This is a genomic window from uncultured Salinicola sp., assembly GCF_937921195.1.
Classification (GTDB): Bacteria; Pseudomonadota; Gammaproteobacteria; order Pseudomonadales; family Halomonadaceae; genus Salinicola.
The window spans coordinates 1-18,615 of the sequence record NZ_CALFQK010000008.1 but is presented as its reverse complement, the minus strand read 5'-3'; the positions used below and the strand labels follow the sequence as shown (position 1 = coordinate 18,615).

The following is an 18,615-nucleotide window of genomic DNA, read 5'->3' as shown; positions in this document are numbered from 1 at the left end:
GTCATGCGGCAAGTCAAGGTCCTACGGACGGGACTCATTTGCCTGGCGCTGCCCGCCGCGGGGCACGCCTGGGCGCTCGATGTTACGGTCAAGGGATTGAGCGGCCCCCCGGCGGAAAATGTGGTCAACATCCTGTCCGAACTCGAACCCGACAGCCAGGCTACCCGGGAACGCTTGGACGGGGTCGTGAGGAATCGTGCCGAGCAGGCGCTACAGGCGTTTGGCTACTACAACGCCAGACTGGATACGCATTACCCCGACACGGACAATCGGCGGGTCGTGATCGATGTCGAGCCGGGCGAGCGTGCCAAGATCACCCAGGTCGACGTTTCGCTGGAGGGAGACGCCAGGGATGACGAAGCCTTCGAGCAGGTGATGCGTTCGAATCCGCTCAAGGTCGGCGACCCGCTGTTGCACTCCCGTTACGACAGCTTCAAGGGCAAGATGTCGACCCTGGCGCTGGAGCGCGGATACTTCAACTCCCGCTTCCGCCAGCAACGGATCGAAGTGCGCCCCTGGGAGAACAGCGCCCGCATCTTTCTCGATCTGGACAGCGGTCGGCGCTATCGGTTCGGGCACGTGCATTTCCAGGGGAGCCAGATCGAGCCGCGCCGGCTGGAGAACATGGTTCCCTTCGAGCCTGGCGATCCGTATCTCGCCGGCGATCTCGCCACGCTCAACCAGAACCTCGGCCAAACCGACTGGTTCGGCGGCGTAGCGGTGCGGCCGAGAGTGAACGAGGAGGCCGCGCCCGCCACCCCCAGCCAGTGGTGGAGCGAAGCGACCGGACGCGATACCACCGCCGACCCGTCCAGCGTGCTCGGCGGGCCGGGTCTGAGCATGGCGCGGGAGTTGACCGATAGCCGGCCCACGGTGGTACCCGTCGATGTCGAACTGACCCCGGCCGATCGCCATCAGTTCGAGGTCGGTGTCGGCTACGCCACCGACGTGGGTCCGCGGACCCAGTTTTCCTGGACCATGCCCTGGCTCAATCGCTATGGGCACAGCCTGACCAACTCGCTCTATCTCTCGGGCCCGGAGCAGCGCTTCTCGGGGGAGTACAGGATCCCGCTGGAAAATCCGCTGAGAGACAGCTACCGGGTTCGCTACGGCCTCAAGAATATCGACAACGAGGACACCAAGAGCTTCGAGAGCTCGGTGCAGGTGGCCCGCCACTGGGAGTTCTCCAACGGCTGGATCCAGGATCTCTACTGGCAGACCACCTACGAGGATTTCACCCAGGCCGATCAGGACGATGCCGTGCTGCTGCTCTATCCCGGCATCAGCTGGTCGCGGACGCGCAAACGCAACCCGATCTTCCCGAGCTGGGGCGACAAGCAGGAGTTGACCCTGGAGTGGTCCGATCCTTCGTGGGGATCGGATGCCCGCTTCGTGCGCACCACCTTCAACTCCCAATGGGTTCGGATGCTCGGCAGCAAGAACCGCTTCGTCGGCCGTATCGGCGGCGGCGCCATGGCCACCAACACCTTCGACAAGATACCGCCATCGCTACGCTTCTTCGCCGGGGGCGACCAGAGCATTCGCGGATACTCCTACGAGAGTCTTTCGCCCGAGAACGAGGACGGCGAGCTTCTCGGTGGTCAACACATGCTGACCAGCAGCATCGAGTATCAACGCCACCTGACCGGCAACTTCTGGAGCGCCACATTCGTCGATACGGGCAACGCGTTCGATGAATGGTGGCCGGACGAACTCAAGACCGGCGCTGGCGTCGGCGTACGCTGGATCTCACCCGTCGGGCCGATCCGTTTCGATATCGCCCATCCGTTTGACGACGAGGAGGACTCTTGGCGTCTCCATTTCTCCATCGGACCGGAATTCTGATTCGGCTGCTGCTGTTCCTGGTCCTGTGGCTGCTGGGCCTGATTCTGACACTCGCCGGGCTGGGTCTGTCGCCCTGGGGCAGCCAGTGGCTTTTCGAGCAGGCCCAGTCGCGCGGCTGGGTCGAGGCGCAGCGTTTCGAGGGTGCACCGCTCGATGAACTGACCATCGAGGGGCTACGCCTGTCCGCCGGGACGCTGGATCTCGCCGTGGACAGTTTCCACCTTGCCTGGGCCGACGACTGCCTGCTCAGGGGCCGCGTGTGTCTCGATGATCTGAGCATCACCGGCGCCCGCATTCGACTGGGCGAGAGCGATTCCCAGCCTCCGCCGACGCCCGCAAAGGAAGAGGGCGGCGGCATGCCGTCGATTGCCGTTCCGCTGCCTATCGAGATTCGCCAGGTTCGTCTTGACGACGTCGGCATTCATCTCGCCGACGGCACCAACGTGCACTGGGATCATTTCCGGACCGGTGCCGAGATGTCCGGCAACCACCTGAAACTGCTGCCGACGACTCTGGAGCGGACTCGCATCGCACTTCCCGACACGCCGGGCCGGACGCTGGCAGCGCCCGACCTGGGGAGCGGGGTCTTGAGCCCGGATGCCATCGATGTGTCGGTCGCCATCAACACGCCCGCCGATGAGGGCGGTGCCAAGACCTCCGCTCCGCTCACGGATTCCGCCGCGCTGGCCGCCGTCCCCGACGACCCGGTCGCCATCGCGCTGACGCCGCTGACCCTGGCAGCCGCTGCCAACGTGGCCGACGGCGATGCCGGGCAGAGCGACGCGCGGGTCCAGAGCATCGAGCAGAGCCTGCGGGAGATCCGCGACCGGCTGCCCGATATCCAGTTGCCGCTGGAGGTCGAGATACCGGATCTGACGATCAGCGACCTGCGACTCGAGGGGCCGAACCCGCAACGTCTCGACCGGTTGGCGCTGTCGGCTTCCGCGGTCGATCGCCGGGTCGAGATTCACCGGCTAGTGGTGGAGGCGCCCGATGGTGATGCCGAACTCACCGCCAGCGCCGAGCTGCAGGGCGACGTTCCGCTCTCGCTGTCGCTGCGGGGGCGTGTCACACGAGCGCCGGTCTACGGCCAGACGATGACACTCGATGCCAAGGGCACGCTCGACGATCTGGATATCCAGATGCGCACGGCCGGTAATGCCGAGGCAACGCTCGATGCCCGGATTCAAGCCTTCGAACCGGGGCTGCCGTTCTCCGTGAACCTCAATGCGGATCAACTGCGTTGGCCGCTGGCGTCGCGTCCGTTCGCGCCTTTCACCGACCTGGACGATGGCCTCGACGAGGCCGCCATCCTCGCGGCACGAAAACTGCAGGACGTGCAGGCCATCGAGCAGACGGCGCCGCAATATCAGCTCGACCACCTGGCGCTGAACGTCGACGGCACGCTGGCGAACTATCGCGCCGATCTCGACCTGGCCGGACAGGGCGCCGGGTTGCCGCCCGCCACGCTGACACTCGCTGGCAAGGGCGATCTCGACCATTTCGCCTGGCAGCCGATGCAGGTGGCAAGCCAGGGAGGCAAGCTCGAAAGCCAAGGCACGGTGCGCTGGGCGCCGGCATTGTCCGCCAGCGTGCATCTGGATTTTCAGCAACTGCCGCTGGGCGCTTTTTCACAGACCCTCACCGGGCAACTGAATGGCCAGACCCAGGCGGCTTTCGCGATGCGCGACGACGGCGGCTGGCAGCTTGCGGTACCTCGGCTGGCGATCGACGGTCGGCTTCAGCAGCGGGCACTCAGTTTGCACGCGCAAGTCGATGGCAACAGCGAGATGCAGTGGAATATCCGCGAGCTCGATTTCCGCCAGGGCGACAACCGGATCACCGCCAGCGGGCGAGTCGACCGGAATCTCGACATCGAGGGTCGTATCGATGCGCCCGCCCTGGGTACTATCCTGCCGGATCTCTCCGGGGCGCTGAGCGGCCGATTTCAGGGCCGCGGGACGCTGGAGCGGCCGCAGATCGCGGTCGATCTTCAGGGCCGCGGTGTCGGCTATGCCGAGAACCGGCTCGAGCAGCTGGCGCTGAAAGCCGACTCCACGGGAACGCAGGATCCGCAGTTCGACGTGGATCTGACAGCGAGCGGCATTCAGACGGCGGGACAGCAGATTCGATCCGTCGAGCTCGATCTCGCCGGACGCCTGTCTCAGCACCAGCTGTCGCTCGACGTGAGCGGTGGCGAGGGCCTTCCGGTCTCGCAGGCGTCCATTCGGCTTCAAGGCGGCCTCGATAGTGCCTTCCAGCATTATCAGGGCGTATTCTCCCGGCTGACGGCCTCGACCGACTATGGCGATATCGAGCTGCGCGATTCGCTGAACTTCAGTGCCAATCTGGCCAATGCCAGCGCAACGATTTCCCCGTTCTGCCTTGATCGCCAGCAGGGTGGGGCGCTCTGCCTGACCGAACGCATGAATGCCTCGGCAGCCCAGGGGCGAGCCGCGCTGTCGATCGACGAGCTTCCCATGGCGCTGCTCAACGACTTCATGCCCGACGCGTGGCAAATCGATGGTCAGACCAACGGCGATATCGTCGCCAACTGGTCGCGAGGCGGTCAGGCCTGGGCTGCCAACGCCGATATCGAGAGTGATGTGACGGTCAGCGGCGTCGATGCGCGAGGCGCGCCGTGGCAGGTGCCGGCGGCGACGATATCGCTGTCGCTGGATGCCGATCAGCAGCGGGCCCGGACCCAGCTCGACCTGCAACTGGAAGACGCGGGCCGGATTCGGCTGCAGGCTCGGATCGACGATCCCGCGGGCGACGGCACGCTGGAAGGGCGTCTGCAGATGAGCGATCTCCGCTTCAGCCCCTATCGACCCCTGGTGGCGGGAATCGACCAGCTGGAAGGCGCCATCAATGGCGATGTGGCGCTCGGCGGCACGCTTGCCATGCCGGCGCTGAATGGCGATATCACCATCGATGGCGTGCAGGTCAAGGGGGGCGTGTCGCCGGTCGCGATCACCGACGCCCAGCTGTCACTGGCTCTGCAGGGCCAGTCGTCGACACTGCAGGGATTCGTGCAGAGCGACGAGGGCCGGCTCGATCTCTCGGGGGATGCCAACTGGCAGGATCCGGCCAACTGGCGAGCCAACGTCAATATCGACGGCACCGAATCGCCGCTGATGGTGGCGATGCCGGCCTACGGTCGCCTGAGAGTTGCCCCGGATCTGCAGATCCATGCCATGCCGCAGCGACTCCAGGTTCGCGGCGATGTCAGCATTCCGTGGGCGCGGCTGGAGATTGGTCAGATTCCCTCGTCGGCGCAGGCGCCCAGCAGCGACACCGTCATCATCACCGAGGAAGAGGATCGCCAGCAGCAGGCCGCAGCCGCGGCCCGGCAGAACGAAGAGGGTGCCGGTACGGCTCAGGCCCTGGCCGATGCGGGGATGCAGCTCGATGTCCGCGTCAACCTGCATCTCGGGCCGGACATGCAGCTGGAAGCCTACGGTCTCGAAGCCGGGCTCACCGGCGAGCTGCAGGTGCGTCAGGGCACCGGCCCGGTCCAGCTCTATGGCGACGTCAATCTGGTCGACGGCACCTATACCTCGTTCGGGCAGGACCTGATCATTCGCCAAGGGCAGGTACTGTTCAGCGGGCCGGCGTCCCAGCCGAGTCTGCAGTTCGAGGCCATCCGCAATCCGGATACCACCGAAGACGACGTGATTGCCGGCTTGCGGGTGACCGGTTCGGCGTCGTCACCGCGTCTGACGATCTTCTCCGAACCCGCGATGACGGAAAGCCGCGCCCTGTCCTATATTCTTCGGGGCCGAGCGCCGGAGGATACCGGCAGCGGAGACGACGCCTTGACCTCGGCGTTGATCGGGCTCTCGCTGTCGCAGACCGGCAGTGCCGTAGGGCAGGTCGGCCAGGCGTTCGGCGTGCAGGATCTGAGTCTCGATGCGTCGGGATCGGGCGATGACAGCCAGGTGGTGGTCAGCGGTTATGTCTTCGACGACTTGAAGGTGAGCTACGGCGTCGGCATATTCTCTCCCATCGCCGAGCTGACCCTGCGTTATCGCCTGATTCAGAATCTCTATCTGCAGGCCGTTTCCGGCGCCGCGCAGGCCGTCGATCTGATCTACACCTTCAGCCTTGGCCGTGCCAGCGATACCTGAGACGCTCATCCGAGGGGCTCGCCCGACATTATCGGCGTCCGGCAATGCCGGGCGCCTCTTCGATCATCCGGAGGTAACCCATGTTTAAACGACGTTCCGAATCGCTACCGACTGCGGAGACAGCACTCCCGGGGCGCGATACGCCCATTCAGATCAGCGGTGAACACCTGATCAATGGCGCTGCGATGCAACCGCCTTTCCCGGCTGGCACCGAGCAGATCGTATTGGGGCTGGGGTGCTTCTGGGGGGCGGAGCGGCTGTTCTGGGAGCAGGATGGCGTCGTCGTCACTGCCGTGGGCTATGCCGGCGGTATCACGCCGAATCCGACCTATGAAGAGACCTGTACCGGCAGGACGGGCCACGCCGAAGTCGTGCTGGTCGTCTACGATCCGGCCCGTGTCACGCTCGAGTCGCTGCTGGGTACCTTCTGGGAAGCTCATGATCCGACCCAGGGAATGCGGCAAGGCAACGACCTGGGCACGCAATACCGTTCGACGATCTATACCACCAGCGAGAAGCAGCAAGCGGTGGCCGAGCGGAGCCGGGACGAGTATCAGGCGGCGCTGCAAGCTCAAGGCCTGGGGGAGATCACCACCGAGATTCGTCCGCTGGATACGTTCTACTACGCCGAAGAGTATCACCAGCAGTATCTCGCCAAGAATCCCAATGGCTACTGTGGTCTGAAGGGGACAGGCGTCACCTGTCCACTACCGGCCTGATCGCCGATCAGGCATCGCTTGAGTCTGCGGCTCTCTTCGCTGCCTGGCTTGACGATCGGTTCAGTGATCGAGCAGAGGGGAGGGAGCCGTCTGGCTTAGCTTGCGCGGCGCCCACTGCTGCAGCTGCGCTTCGATGCGTCGGGTCAGCCAGGAACCCAGCCGCCCGCCGCGTCTTTCCACGTACCCGACGTGGCCGCCGTGGCGGGCAATTTCCACCCGCACCGACGGCGAGGGTGCCGGCAGGCGGGCGAACAGATCCGGCGGCATGAACGGGTCGTCATTCGCATGCAGGATCAGCGTCGGCAATTCGATTTCTCCCAGCAACGGCCCCGCCGAGGCGCGTCGATAGTAATCGCTGGCAGAGCGAAAGCCGTGCAGCGGGGCGGTGACGTCGTTGTCATAGGCCCAGAAGCTGTTCAACTGTCGAATCTGCTGCGCGCTGATCGTCAACGGCAACGGGGTCGTCCGCAGTCGGGTCAGAACCTTGCGTTTGAGCTGGCGCAGCAGATAGCGCTGATAAAGCCGTGAGAACCCGTGATTGAGCGTATCGGCACTCGCGGCGAGATCCAGCGGCGCGTTGATCGCGATGGCACCCTCCAGCGGCAGACCGTCGCCACCCTGTTCGGCCACCAGTTTCAGCAGCATGTTCGCGCCCAGCGACACTCCCGCAGCCACCATGAGTGCCTCGGGATAACGCTGTGCCAGCTGACCGATGACCCAGTAGGCATCGGCGGTATCTCCCGAGTGATAGGCTCGCGGCAACCGGTTCGGCGTTTGTCCGCAGCCACGAAAATGCATCAGCACGGCACGCCATCCCATTCGCGCCGCGGCATGGAGCAGCTCGCGGGCGTAGGGCGAATCGAAGGAACCTTCCAGACCATGGAATAGCAGGAAGATCGGCGCGTCGGCGCGCGGCGGGGCCGGGCGGGCCCAGGCCAGCTCCACGAAATCGCCATCCGGCAGGTTCACGACCTCGGTGTCTTTCGCCAGAAAGCCGCCGGGCAGCAGTCGCGGCAGCAGTGTCTGGACGTGCGCGTTGCGCAGCCCCGGCGGCGCGCGAAAATCAGCCGATACGATCGTGCCTGCCATGAATGGATTCAATCCTCGGCGATCGGTCTGCCCTGGGTCAGATTGTCGTGACCCTCTGCCGTGACGATCACGTTATCCTCGATCCGGATGCCACCGTGATCCTGAAGCCGGTCGACGGCCGCCCAGTCGACGGTTTCAGGCTGCGCGCCCTGGCGAAACGGCGCCAGCAACATGGGAATCACGTACAAACCCGGTTCTATGGTAACCACCATGCCGACGTCAAGCGTGCGTGTCAGGCGCAGGGCAGGATCTTCGGCCGGCGGCGGCAACGGCGTACCCTGTCCGTCGCGCTGCCGGCCGCCCACGTCATGAACCTGAATGCCCAGGCTGTGCCCGAGCCCGTGGGGGCAGAAGGCGCGTGTCAGGCCGCTCTCCACGGCCGCTTCGGCGCTGATCGAGATCAGTCCGGTCTCGACCAGCAGCTCGGCCAGATGGCGGTGCATTTCCCGATGCAGTTCGACGAAATCCAGTCCCGGAGCCAGCCGCGAAATGAGACGCTGCTGATAGTCGGTGACGCCCTGGATGAGTCGCTCGAACAGCGGGTCGGCGTGAACGGAAGCCCAGGTGCGCGTGATATCCGCCGCGTAGCCTGCGTGGGAGTGGCCGGCGTCGACCAGCAGCGACTTCGGCGTGCCGGGTGCCTCCACGTCATAGTGTTGATAATGCAGGGTGCCCGCGTGGTGGTCGATGCCGATGATATTCTGGTAGGGAACCTGGGATTCCCGCTGGCGCGTCGCCGCGAGATAGGCGAGCTGGATATCCAGTTCGCTGGCGCCCGCGGCAAAGGCATTGCGGGCCGCATCGTGGCCCTTCAGGGCCCACTGGTTGGCAACGAACAGGCAATGGCGCTCGTAGTCATCCTTGTACATGCGCAATTCGTCCAGCGCCGCCAACAGCGCCGGCGGATTGAGCTCGGCCCCGGCCGGCAGCGACGATGCTTCCAGATTACCGATCACGGCCAGGCGGCGGGCAGCCATATCGCTTTCCGGCGGCCAGCCGGTATCGCGCAGTGGCTGTAGCGTCATGACTTCCGCCAATACGCCCGTCGGCGCTGGCGTGGCCAGGTGCCAGAAATCGGCCGGCGCGTAGTAGTACCAGCGGGGCGAACTACCCGGCTGAATCAGCAGCCAGTCGTGCTGATGATGGCTGGCCCCGGTCCAGTGGACGAAATGACCGTAGCTCTTGAAGGAGGCTTCCTGATCATCGGCAAAGTGGACGCCGGCATGGCCGCTGTAGATCAGAACGGCATCGAACCGTTGGGCAGCGAGAATATCGGCGTAAGCCGACTGGAGGCGTTCCAGGTGGGCGCGTTGAAGCGTTGCGACGGTATCGTTGCTAGAAATCATGGGCTTTTCCTGTCGTTGGATTTATCACCGGGCGGCAGCGAGTCGTGTCAGCAGGCCCGGTAGCGTGGGATGCCGGCTGTCCTGCCGAAAATAGAGGCGTAACGATAGCGGCACGTCCCAGCGTTGATCGCCGGCACGCGTCAGCTCGCCAGTTTCGAGAAGATGACGAACCGTGCGCCAGGGTAGCCAGCCAAGCCCGTAACCCTGCTGCACCAGTTCACGAATGTTGGATGTCTGGACGTTCTCGTTGAGCGTGGACAGATGCACTTCCTGGCGTGAGCGCCCCCAGTGGGCCTGCAGCGCTGCGGCGATCAATCCGCTGGGATGATAGGCGATATGCGGTACCGGCTCCCGCTTGTGGCCGGGCAGGGCAAAACGTGGTTGACCATCGGCATCGGCCAGGCAGACGGGGATCAGACGCTCCTCGCCGATCTCGAGGTAGCGCACGCCACTGAGATCGATATCGAGTGCCGTGCGACCTTCCGGCCAGTAACACAGCGCCAGATCCACTTCGCCACGCTCCAGCGCCTGAAAATACTCTCCGACCAGCCAGCTCGTGGCACGCAGATAGGGTTCGACCTGCGACTGGATGGCATTCGTTTCCAGCCATGAAGGGACGAAGTGGGTCACCAGGCTCTGGGGCGCCGCCAGCTTGACGCGACGCGAGTCCTCCCGGGCGAGGTTCTGCAATCGTTCCCGCGTGACCCGCACCCGCTCGGTAATCTGCTTGCACAGAATGAGGAACTCCTCGCCGGCCGGGGTCAGACTGAGCGGCAGTGTCTGACGGTTGATCAGCGTGGCGCCCATCGACTCCTCGAGCAGTTTGATGCGCCGCGAAAAGGTCGGTTGGGTGACGTTCTGTTGATCGGCGGCACGAGAAAAATGACGCGTTTCGGCCAGGACGATGAAGTCCTCCAGCCAACGTAGTTCCATGGTGTTCTCTATCGTAAATCACGCGGTTGCGATGCGCCGGACGATGGGTTGGCAAATCGCCTCATCGAGATCATAGAACCGACTCGAAAGCACCGACTCGAACCAGCCTACCCGATACGCCGTTGAGCGACTATTGAAGGCGATCATGGAACGCGTCCTTCCTCGACGGCGTGGCACGCGACCCGATGACCGTCCCGGGTAACGAGCGCTGCCGGCATCTCCCGCTGGCAGCGAGCGTTGACGTGAGGGCAGCGCTCCCGGAACACGCACCCGCTCGACGTCTCGATCGGGGGCGGGTCTTCGTCGCTCAGACGCAGTGGCTCGGTATCGCTATCTTCCAGCCGAGGACTCGCGGCCAATAGCGCCCGGGTATACGGGTGCCGGGGTTGCGCGAAGAGCGTGTCGGCATCCGCCAGTTCGCAGATCGTCCCTCGATACATGACCGCGACTTGCGTGGCGAAGTGCTCGACGACCGCCAGGTCGTGGGTGATGAACAGGTAGGTCAGACGACGTTCCGCCTGAGCGTCCATCAACAGATTCATGATCTGGGCCTGAACCGAGACGTCCAGGGCGGAGACGGGCTCGTCGGCCACGATGAACTCGGGTTCCACGCTGAGCGCCCTGGCGATGGCGATACGTTGCCGTTGCCCGCCGGAGAGCTCGTGGGCGAAGCGCTCGCCCCAGCCGATATCGACACCCACGTCTGCCATCAGCGCATCGGCCCGATGGCGAATCTTCGAACGCGGCCAGTCGGGATGATGGAAACGAATGGGCTCCTCGAGGGTCTGGCGCATTGTCAGGCGCGGATTCAGCGACGAATGAGGGTTCTGGAAGATCATCTGCATGCGCCGACGAAAAGGGCGCCACTGCTTCGCGTCGAGACGGTCGACTCGCTGGCCGTCGTAACTTACTTCCCCGTCGCTGGCCGTCAGCAGGCCCATGATCAAGCGTGCCAGGGTCGATTTGCCACATCCCGATTCGCCCACCACGCAGAGTGCATCGCCGCGCTGGATATCCAGGTCGACGCCATTGACCGCATGAATCCTCTGACGGCGCCAGGCGCGCCGACGCTTGTCGAACCGCCACGGCAGCAGGCGTTCCGGATGCAGCGCAAAACGTTTGTGCAAGCCACGAACCCGGACCAGCGGAGCGGGCACATCGGCCGCGCGTCCCAGCGTCTGCAGCGAATCGGTGGGGTTCATATTGCCTCTTCCTCGATCGGCACGGTCGTTATCAGTTCACGGACCCAGTGGCAGGCAACCCGGCTTCCGCCGGAAGAGACGGCCTCGGGCACCCGTTCCACGCACGCCTGCCGCAGTCGCCCTTGTGGCGTGAAGCGGTAACGACATCGGGGATGGAAGGCGCAGCCGTCCGGCACCCGGGCAAGGCTCGGCATGTTGCCGGGGATCTGCGCCAGGCGCTGCCTGGGCAGCGTCATCTGGGGCAGGGCATTGATCAATCCCTGCGTATAGGGATGCTGGGCATCATTGATGATCTCCCGGGTCGGCCCCTGCTCGACGATACGGCCGGCATACATCACCAGCAGGCGCTGTGTCAGTTGGCCGATGACGCAGAGATCATGGGAGATCACGATCAGGCCGACGTTGTGCTTGCCGCATAGTTGCGTGAGCAGAGCGATGATCTCGGCCTGGATGGTGACATCGAGAGCGGTGGTGGGCTCGTCGGCAATGATGATGTCGGGATCCAGCAACAGCGCGATGGCGATGACCACGCGCTGGCAGAGCCCACCGGAGAGCTGGTGCGGATACTGCTCGAAACGCTGCTCGGGGGAGGACACCTGCACCTGGCGCAGCTTGTGCAGCGCGATGGCCCGTGCGCGGCGCTCGGAGATCCGGCGGTGGGCCTTGAGACTCTCGATCATCTGCCGGCCGATGGTCAGGGTCGGATTGAGCGTCGTCAGCGGATCCTGGAATATCATCGCCACGCGGTTGCCCCGAATCCTGCGCAGTTGGCGATCCGAAAGTGTCGTCAGTTCGCGTCCTTCGAACCGAACGCGACCGCCGGCGATGTATCCCGGCCGGGAAAGCAGTTTCAGCAGGCTGAAGGCGAGCACCGACTTGCCGGCGCCGGACTCGCCAACGATACCCAGCCGCTCGCCACGTTCGAGTGCGAAACTCACGTCACGCACCGCGCGGATCTCGTCGTGCCGCAGCGGGAAACGGATATCGAGGTGATCGACCTCCAGCAGCGCCATGGCGTTATCCCTTGTGAAGACGAGGATTCATCGTATCGCGCAACCAATCCCCCAGCAGGTTGATGACCAGGACCAGCGTCACCAGAAACAGCCCCGGCAACAGCGTGATCCACCAGGAATCGGACTGCAGGTAGTCGAATCCCGACTTGATCAGCGAGCCCAATGACGGTTCGGTCTCCGGCATCCCCAAACCCAGAAACGACAGCGCCGCTTCGGCCATGATGGCGTTGGCGACCTGAATGGTGGAGAGCACGAAAATCGGCGTCAGCGTGTTGGGAAGTAGGTGTCGCAACATGATGCGATAACTCGAGAAGCCCAGCACGCGAGCGGCGTCGACATAGTCTTTCTGTTTTTCCGCCAGGACGCTTGCCCTGACGGTGCGGGCATACTGGGGCCATTCGCTCAGGCCGATGATCAGTATCAGGATCACGACGCCATAATCGCCATAGAACGCGCCGCCGAATGCTGCCTTGACCACGGCACCGATGATGATCGCCATCATCAAGGTCGAGAACGACAGCTGGATATCGGCCAGCCGCATCAGTAACGCATCGACGAAGCCTCCCCGGTAACCTGCGAGCAGCCCCAGCGCCGTACCCAGCACGGATTGCAGCAGCACCGCGCCGAAGCCGATCGCAATCGACACGCGCGCGCCGTAAAGCATACTCGAGAGCAGATCCCGGCCCTGCACGTCGGTGCCCAGTAGATGGGCAGGTTCACTGCCTGCGATCCAGAAGGGTGGCAGTTCGGAATCCAGCAGGTTGATCTGCGCGAGATCATAGGGATTGCTGGGCGCGATCCAGGGTGCGAGAAGAACGCTTGCCATGATCAGCACGAAGAGTGTCAAACAGACCTGGGCGCGGCGGTTGCGTTGCAACCGGTATAGAAAATAGGAGCCGCGGAAGCGACGCCAGACGGTTGCCGGGGAACGAGTTTCGGGACTCATGCAGCCCTCCCGCTCAACGTGATCCGCGGGTTCAGCAGCCGATACAACAGATCGACGAGGGTATTGATCACCACGAAAAGCAGTCCGACCACCATCAGGTAGGCCACGATCAGCGGCATGTCTGCACGCTCGATGGCATCGAGAAACATCAGGCCTGCTCCTGGCCACTGGAAGACGGTCTCCGTCAGCAGGGTATAGGCCACCAGCGTACCGATCTGTACCCCGCCCAGCGTCACTACCGGCAGCAGCGTGTTCTTCAGCGCGTGCAGAAAATAGATGCGCGATGGCCGCAGCCCTCGGGCTCTGGCGTATTTCACGTAGTCCGACTCCAGTACCTCTAGCATTTCGGCATGAATCAGGCGGACAAACAATGGCAGCATGACCAGCGCCAGCGAGAAGGCCGGGAGTAACAGATAGAGAATGCCCTGCAGCGTGGCGAAATTGGTGTACCAGACGCCCAGGACATGGACGGGATTGCCACGCCCATAGGCAGGCATGCCGCCTTCGATGGAGAAAAGCTGGTTGAGCCAGTGGCCCCAGCCGGTATCCGCGGGAAACAGCGTTACCTGGATGCCGATCGAGAAGACCTGGATCAGCACCATGGCGGTCAGAAAGACCGGCACGGAGATACCGATCACCGATAACCCCATCAGGGTCTGCGACAACCAGCTGCGTGGCCGAATCGCGCAGAAAACGCCCATCGGCACCGATAGCAGAAGTGTCAGTACGGCACTGGCCGCCACCAGCTCGAGGGTCGCCGGCAGATAGCGGGCAATCACGCTGAGCGCAGGCTCGTGAAAGAAGTAGGAGCGGCCGAAATCCAGGTGCAAGGCGTCGTTCGCGAAATCCAGATATTGCGCCCACAGCGGGGCATCCAGACCGAGCGAGTGACGCAGTGCCGTGGCTTCTGCCTCGGTAGCCGCTGGCCCGAGCATCTGCTGGACGGGATCTCCCAGTCCACCTTGGATCGCGAAGCCGATCATGCTGATGATGAACATCACCAGGACCGCCTGGCACAGCCGCCGAATCAGAAACGGGATCATCGAGACCGCACGACCACGTCGCCCAGATAGGGCATGTTCATGACATTCAGCACGGGCGCGATATCGACCCGCTCGGCCGCCGCCCAGGCGAGATTCTGCCAGTACAGCGGGATGAACGGAGCGTCGTCATGGATCGCCTGCTCGGCCTGCCTCAGCAACTGGGCGCGAGCGTCCGGCCGGGTGGTGAGGTTCGCCCGGTCGACCAGCGCGTCGATCTGCGGATTGCAGTACTCGCTGGCGTTGTAACGCCCGGCGCCCGTGTCGGGATCGGGACAGAAGGTCAGATACTCGAAAAAATTGGCGGAATCGCCGGTATCGGAGTACCAGCCCATCATCATCATGTCGGCGGCACGGTTATCGTATTTGGCCCAATACTGATTCTTGGGTAGCGTCTCGAATTCGACAGTGACGTTGATCTTGGCCAGCATGGCGGCAATCGCCAGTGCCACCTGTGCGGTCTGGGCATCGTTCACGTAGCGGTTGTTGGGCGCCATCAGGGTGACCGAGAACCCGTCGCCGTAGCCGGCGTCACGCATCAGCTCTCGGGCCCTGGCGAGATCATAGCGTGGCGTCAGCGTCGATACGTGCCCAGCATAACCCTTGGGCGACATCTGCGCCGCGGGTGTCGCAAAGCCTTTCAGCAGACGCTCGGCAATGGCCGTCTGATTGACCGCGTAGGCAAAGGCGCGTCGCACGCGCGCATCGCGAAATGCCGGTACCCGCTGCTCGTTGAGCTGCAGCATGGTAATACGAGTGCCGGGCATGGTGACCAGCTTGACGCCATCCGCGTGACGTAATCGCTGCACGGCACTGAAGGGCACCGGCGAGATGAAATCGACGTCACCGGCGAGCAGGGCGGCGACACGAGTCGCACTCTCGGCGATCGGCGTCATGACCAGACGATCGACGTTGCCGGGTGAATCGTCGTCCCAGTATTTGGGGAAACGCTTGAACTCGATCCGGGTGCCCGGCTGACGCGACACGATCTCGAAAGGGCCGGTGCCAGACAGGTGATTCGAGGCAAAGGAGTTGCCATTCTTGACGATCTCGCTCTTGTCCTGCCCCTTGGCCGAAGTGCCGGTATAGAACTGGCTGTCCATCGGAAAGATATAGGTCGCGAGGTTGAGCAGTAGCGGATAGGGCTGACGCGTCCGCAGGTCGACGGTGAAGTCGTCGACCGCTTCGACGCGTTCGACGGGAGCGAAAATGGCGCGGAAATCCGGGCTCCGCTTGAGACGCTGCACCGTCCATACGACATCCTTGGCCGTGAAAGCGTTACCGCTATGAAAGGTGACGCCGTGCCGCAGGTGTAGCCGCATGGTCGTATCGTCGAGTCGTTCCCAATCGGTGGCCAGCCGGGGTTCGAGCTGAAGATCCCGGTTCCAGCGAACCAGCGGGTCGAAGGCCAGATGGGAGAGCTGGAGCATGCCGATGGCAAGCTGTTCGTGAATATCCAGCGACACCGGGTCGGTGTCATAGGCCACTCTGAGCAGGGTGCTCTTATCGTCCGCCATGGCTGCGCAAGTCAATGGCAACAGAGACAGGCTTCCCATCAGCAAGCCAAGCAGAATCGTCGTGAGACGCATTGCGGGTCCGATATTGTTATGAAATCACGCCTTGAGATGACGTGGGGAACGTTGCCAATGCATGCTGCCATTGGTCATTGGCTCGATCGGTAATGTCTGGCAGATCCATCGTGTCATCCACCTTACTCATGGACGACCGATGGACCCAATCGAAATCTCGAACCATGCCATTCAATCAGCGAATAGCTCGACTCGGCTCATGAGATGTTCGGCTCTGATGATGCAGGTCTGCTGCCTGGCGTTCACTCCTGGGCGGAGAAGGTCGGCTGAATACGGATACTTCCCATCTGATCGGCGCGTGACACGGTGCAGCCCAGATCATTGACGCGACCATCCGTGAGGCCATAGACCCAGCCATGCACGGACAGCGGCTGCTCCCGCTCCCAGGCACGCTGAATGATCTTGGTACGGCACAGGTTGGCAACCTGGAGGCGAACATTGTGTTCGCACATGCGGTCGACCTGCTCATCCAGGGGGAGTGACTCGAGTGTCGGCCGATGCTGCTGATAGAGCTCGCTGATGCTATTGAGCCAGTAGTCGACGATACCGTGCTCCCCGCCAGTGATTGCGGCCCTGACCCCACCACAGCCGTAGTGCCCGACCACCATGATGTGCTTGACCTTGAGCACGTCGACGGCGAACTGAACGACCGACAATGCATTCATGTCGTTGTGGTAGATCAGATTGGCAACGTTACGGTGAACGAAAACTTCACCTGGTGGCAGGTCGACGATCTGGTTGGCAGGTACGCGACTATCCGAGCATCCGATCCAGAGATAGTCGGGATTCTGCTGCTGGGAAAGCTCCGCAAAGAAGTTCGGAGCACGCTGCTGCACACCGTCGGCCCAGCGCCGATTCTGTTCGAGAAGAGTCTGGATATCGCTCATGACAGTAACCTGAGTACGTGGCTTGGCGAACGTCTTGTGTCGCCGTCAAGACAACGATTCTAGGCTATCCGGCGATATTTTCGAAGTCACACCATCTGACGCGCCGAACGCGAGCATCACGCCTTGCAAAGCTTTTTTTATATCGCCTCGATAGTCACGGACTTTTCCGACACCGGATCGAGGCTGGTATCATCGCCGCATCATGTCTCAAGGAGTTTCACTGTGGCGAATTACGATTACGATCTTTTCGTGATAGGAGCCGGTTCCGGTGGTGTACGTGCCGCACGGACGGCTGCAGCAACGGGCGTCAAAGTGGCCGTTGCCGAAGATCGCTATCTGGGCGGTACCTGTGTCAACGTCGGCTGCGTGCCGAAGAAGCTGTACTCCTACGCGGCACATTTTCATGACGCCTTCGAAGACAGCAGCGGTTTCGGCTGGACGATACCGCAGGCGCCGAAATTCGATTGGGCCACGCTTCGTGACAACAAGGTCGAAGAGATCAAGCGTCTCAACGGCATCTACAACCGCCTGCTGGAAGGGGCCGGCGTCACGCTGATCAATGGCCGGGCCAAAGTCGTCGATGCCCACGCGGTCGAGGTCAATGGCGAGCGCATCACCGCGGAGAAGATTCTGGTCGCGGTCGGCGGCTGGCCGTGGACGCCGCAGTTCGAGGGCAGCGAATATACCGTCAACTCCAACCAGGTATTCGACCTCGACGACTTCCCCAAGCGCTTTCTGGTCCTGGGCGGCGGCTATATCGCCGTCGAGTTCGCCAGCATATTCAATGGCCTGGGCGCCGATACGCACCTGGTCTATCGTGGCGCGCTATTTCTGCGCGGATTCGACCACGAAGTTCGCGAGTTCACGCGGGACGAAATGGCCAAGAAGGGCGTCAACCTGCATTTCGAGGCCAATATCGAGCGTATCCGCAAGGTGGAAGGCGGGCTCGAAGTGACATTGACCAACGGTGAACAGCTCGAGGTGGATGCCGTGCTTGCCGCCACAGGGCGTCGTCCGCACCTGGAAGGGCTGGGCCTGGATTCGCTGGGCGTGGAGCTCAACACCGACGGCACGCTCAAGGTCAACGAGCGCTACGAATCCTCCGTGCCGTCGATCCTTGCGTTGGGCGACGTAACCGGCGGCCCCGAGCTGACGCCGGTCGCGCTGGCAGAAGCCATGCACCTGGTTCAGCATCATTACGGCGACAAGACACCGGGACCGCTCGACTACCAGAACATCGCGACGGCCGTGTTCTGCCATCCCAATATCGGCACCGTGGGTCTTTCCGAAGAAGAAGCGCGCGAGCGCTTCGGCGCAGTGCGCATCTACAGCGCGGATTTCCGTCCGATGAAGCACACGCTGTCCGGCAGTGACGAGCGCTGCCTGATGAAGCTGGTGGTCGATGATGCCAGCGACCGCGTCGTCGGCGCCCATATGGTTGGTGACGAAGCGGGGGAAACCATTCAAGGCATCGCGATCGCCGTGCGCGCCCAACTGACCAAGACGGATTTCGACGCCACGGTGGGTATCCACCCGACGGCAGCGGAAGAGTTCGTTACCATGCGCAGCCTCACTCGCCGCTGATCACGGCTCCGCTGCTACGTTCAATGGCCGCCCTCGAGGCGGCCATTGTCGTTATGCCCGATGTCCGGCCTTCGTGACTCTCATCGGCGCGCCCCGAATTCGCCATCAGAGAAAGTTCTTCAGAACGATGCGAGCATGGGGCCTCAAAGACTTCGCCTATTTCCTCCAATACATCTTCCTTCAATATATCGCCAGCCTTCGTCTAGACTGGAATTGCCGGAATTTCCGGATGCTCACCCAGCATATAAATATTCATTATTGAACTGGTTGAGTAAAATAACCTGCGGTTTGA

General features: G+C 62.9%; 13 protein-coding genes. 4 read left to right on the top strand and 9 right to left on the bottom strand.

Annotated elements, in window-relative coordinates; translation table 11 throughout:
• Positions 1 to 3: 3 nt before the first annotated feature.
• The 3 genes from Q0602_RS00630 to msrA all read left to right on the top strand — a co-directional run bounded on the left by Q0602_RS00630 (position 4) and on the right by msrA (position 6,694).
• Positions 4 to 1,845: an autotransporter assembly complex family protein gene (locus tag Q0602_RS00630; protein ID WP_298837408.1), complete on the top strand. Its 1,842-nt coding sequence runs from the start codon at positions 4 to 6 to the stop codon at positions 1,843 to 1,845.
• Entirely contained in the window at positions 1,809 to 5,975 is a 4,167-nt protein-coding gene (locus Q0602_RS00625) for a translocation/assembly module TamB domain-containing protein (protein ID WP_298837405.1), read from the top strand. Before Q0602_RS00630 ends, Q0602_RS00625 begins: the two co-directional genes overlap by 37 nt.
• Positions 5,976 to 6,055: 80 nt before the next feature.
• Entirely contained in the window at positions 6,056 to 6,694 is a 639-nt protein-coding gene (msrA, locus tag Q0602_RS00620; RefSeq protein ID WP_298837402.1) for a peptide-methionine (S)-S-oxide reductase MsrA, read from the top strand.
• Positions 6,695 to 6,754: 60 nt separating this feature from the next.
• On the opposite strand, the gene Q0602_RS00615 is transcribed toward msrA, so the two are convergent.
• The 9 genes from Q0602_RS00615 to Q0602_RS00575 form a co-directional block, all read right to left on the bottom strand.
• The gene (locus Q0602_RS00615) at positions 6,755 to 7,783 is read right to left on the bottom strand and encodes a hydrolase (RefSeq protein WP_298837397.1); all 1,029 of its coding nucleotides are present in this window, start codon (positions 7,781 to 7,783) and stop codon (positions 6,755 to 6,757) included.
• 8 nt (positions 7,784 to 7,791) lie between these two features.
• Positions 7,792 to 9,129, bottom strand: coding sequence for a Xaa-Pro dipeptidase (gene pepQ / locus Q0602_RS00610; RefSeq protein WP_298837394.1), 1,338 nt, complete (start codon positions 9,127 to 9,129; stop codon positions 7,792 to 7,794).
• A gap of 24 nt (positions 9,130 to 9,153) precedes the next feature.
• Positions 9,154 to 10,062, bottom strand: coding sequence for a LysR family transcriptional regulator (locus Q0602_RS00605; protein WP_110632755.1), 909 nt, complete (start codon positions 10,060 to 10,062; stop codon positions 9,154 to 9,156).
• A 143-nt stretch (positions 10,063 to 10,205) separates the two neighbouring features.
• Entirely contained in the window at positions 10,206 to 11,264 is a 1,059-nt protein-coding gene (locus Q0602_RS00600; RefSeq protein ID WP_110632754.1) for an ABC transporter ATP-binding protein, read from the bottom strand.
• Positions 11,261 to 12,277 carry an ABC transporter ATP-binding protein gene (locus Q0602_RS00595; protein ID WP_110632751.1) on the bottom strand — a complete coding sequence of 339 codons (1,017 nt, stop codon included), beginning with the start codon at positions 12,275 to 12,277 and terminating at the stop codon, positions 11,261 to 11,263. Before Q0602_RS00595 ends, Q0602_RS00600 begins: the two co-directional genes overlap by 4 nt.
• Positions 12,278 to 12,281: 4 nt before the next feature.
• The gene (locus Q0602_RS00590) at positions 12,282 to 13,223 is read right to left on the bottom strand and encodes an ABC transporter permease (protein ID WP_110632749.1); all 942 of its coding nucleotides are present in this window, start codon (positions 13,221 to 13,223) and stop codon (positions 12,282 to 12,284) included.
• On the bottom strand, positions 13,220 to 14,266 hold the full coding sequence (locus Q0602_RS00585; protein ID WP_071230027.1) for an ABC transporter permease: 1,047 nt from the start codon (positions 14,264 to 14,266) through the stop codon (positions 13,220 to 13,222). The genes Q0602_RS00590 and Q0602_RS00585 overlap by 4 nt, the downstream gene beginning before the upstream one ends.
• The gene (locus tag Q0602_RS00580; RefSeq protein ID WP_110632746.1) at positions 14,263 to 15,852 is read right to left on the bottom strand and encodes an ABC transporter substrate-binding protein; all 1,590 of its coding nucleotides are present in this window, start codon (positions 15,850 to 15,852) and stop codon (positions 14,263 to 14,265) included. The genes Q0602_RS00585 and Q0602_RS00580 overlap by 4 nt, the downstream gene beginning before the upstream one ends.
• A 242-nt stretch (positions 15,853 to 16,094) precedes the next feature.
• Positions 16,095 to 16,739, bottom strand: a complete 645-nt coding sequence (locus Q0602_RS00575) for a carbonic anhydrase (protein ID WP_071230025.1) — start codon at positions 16,737 to 16,739, stop codon at positions 16,095 to 16,097.
• A gap of 222 nt (positions 16,740 to 16,961) precedes the next feature.
• Here Q0602_RS00575 and gorA point away from each other — a divergent pair, with 222 nt between their 5' ends.
• Complete coding sequence (gene gorA, locus Q0602_RS00570; protein WP_110632744.1) at positions 16,962 to 18,323, top strand: glutathione-disulfide reductase; 1,362 nt, start codon at positions 16,962 to 16,964, stop codon at positions 18,321 to 18,323.
• Positions 18,324 to 18,615 lie beyond the last annotated feature (292 nt).